Annotated in this window: 1 protein-coding gene; it reads right to left on the bottom strand. The window is 67.9% G+C overall.

Going from position 1 to position 1,687, the window contains the following annotated elements; all coding sequences use genetic code 11:
• Positions 1-56: 56 nt before the first annotated feature.
• Positions 57-1,637: a phosphoglycerate dehydrogenase gene (serA, locus tag AX690_RS15660; protein ID WP_066680479.1), complete on the bottom strand. Its 1,581-nt coding sequence runs from the start codon at positions 1,635-1,637 to the stop codon at positions 57-59.
• Positions 1,638-1,687: the final 50 nt, after the last annotated feature.

Genomic DNA, 1,687 nt, shown 5'->3' on the forward strand with positions numbered 1-1,687 from the left:
TCGCCCCCTCAGTCACTCCGTGACAGCTCCCCCGCATCGCGGGGGAGCATCTATAATCAGAACGTCAGCGCGCGCGCTTCCTTGACGTGCGGCAGGGCCTGGATCTTGCCCAGCAGGGCCGCGTCCGGCGCCTGATCGACGCCGACGAGGGCGATGGCGTCCTCGTCGGCGGCCACGCGGCCCAGGTTGAAGGTGGCGATGTTGACGCCCGCCTCGCCCAGCAGGCCGCCCAGGGCGCCGATGAAGCCCGGCTTGTCCAGGTTGTTGATGTACAGCATGGCCGGCGAGAAGGCCGCGTCCAGCTCCATGCCCTTGACCTCAACGATGCGCGGCGCGCCGGCGATCACCGTGCCAGCGAAGGCGCGCTTGCCCTTCTCGGTGGTGATGGTCACGCGCATCAGGCTGTCATAGGTGGGGCTGACTTCCTGGCGGCTCTCGGAGACGGTGATGCCGCGCTCCTTGGCCACGGCCGGGGCCGAAACCATGTTGATCTCGGCCAGCATCGGCTTCAGCACGCCCGCCAGCGCCGCCGAGGTCATCGGCTTGACGTTGAGGTTGGAGACCTCGCCCTCGAAGGCGATGTCGATGGCCTTGATGCCGAAGTCGACCATCTGGCCGGCGAAGGCGCCGATCTTCTCGGCCAGGGCCACGAACGGCTTCAGCTTGGGGGCTTCTTCCGCGGTGATCGAGGGGCTGTTCAGGGCGTTGGTGACCGCGCCGGTCAGCAGGTAGTCGCTGACCTGCTCGGCGACCTGCAGGGCCACGTTCTCCTGGGCTTCCGAGGTCGAGGCGCCCAGGTGCGGGGTGGCGACGACCTTGTCCGAGCCAAACAGCGGGTTTTCCTTGGCCGGCTCGACCGTGAACACGTCGAAGGCCGCGCCGCCGACATGGCCGTCGTCCAGCAGCTTGCGCAGGGCCGCCTCGTCGACCAGACCGCCGCGGGCGCAGTTGACGATCAGCACGCCCTTCTTGGTCTTGGCCAGGGCTTCGGCCGACAGGATGTTGCGGGTCTTGTCGGTCAGCGGGGTGTGCAGGGTGATGACGTCGGCGCGCGACAGCAGGTCTTCCAGCTCGACCTTCTCGACGCCCATTTCCACCGCGCGTTCGGGCGACAGGAAGGGGTCGTAGGCCACGACCTTCATCTTCAGGCCCAGCGCCCGGTCGGCGACGATGCCGCCGATGTTGCCGGCGCCGATCAGGCCCAGGGTCTTGGCGTACAGCTCCACGCCCATGAAGCGGTTCTTCTCCCACTTGCCGGCCTGGGTGGAAGCGTCGGCGGCGGGGATCTGGCGGGCCAGGGCGAACATCATGGCGATGGCGTGCTCGGCCGTGGTGATCGAGTTGCCGAAGGGCGTGTTCATCACCACGATGCCCTTGGCCGTGGCGGCCGGGATGTCGACGTTGTCGACGCCGATGCCGGCGCGGGCGATGACGCGCAAGCGGTGGGCGGCGGCGATGACGTCCTTGTCGAGCTTGGCGCCCGAGCGGATGGCGATGCCGTCATAGTCGCCGATGGTGGCGATCAGTTCGTCTTTCGACAGGCCAACCTTGATGTCGAAGTCCAGGCCGCGGTTCTTGAAGATGTCGACGGCGGCAGGGCTGAGCTTGTCGGCGATGAGGACGCGGGGAGCGGTCATGGTTCTGAACCTTCTCCCCTCCCCCTTGCGGGGAGGGGCTGGGGGTGGGG

This window comes from Caulobacter sp. CCH9-E1 (assembly GCF_001556515.1).
Taxonomy (GTDB): domain Bacteria; phylum Pseudomonadota; class Alphaproteobacteria; order Caulobacterales; family Caulobacteraceae; genus Caulobacter.

Bases quoted from the DNA above. Each gene is read 5' to 3' on its own strand.
- serA (WP_066680479.1), bottom strand. From the start codon at position 1,637: ATGACCGCTCCCCGCGTCCTCATCGCCGACAAGCTCAGCCCTGCCGCC.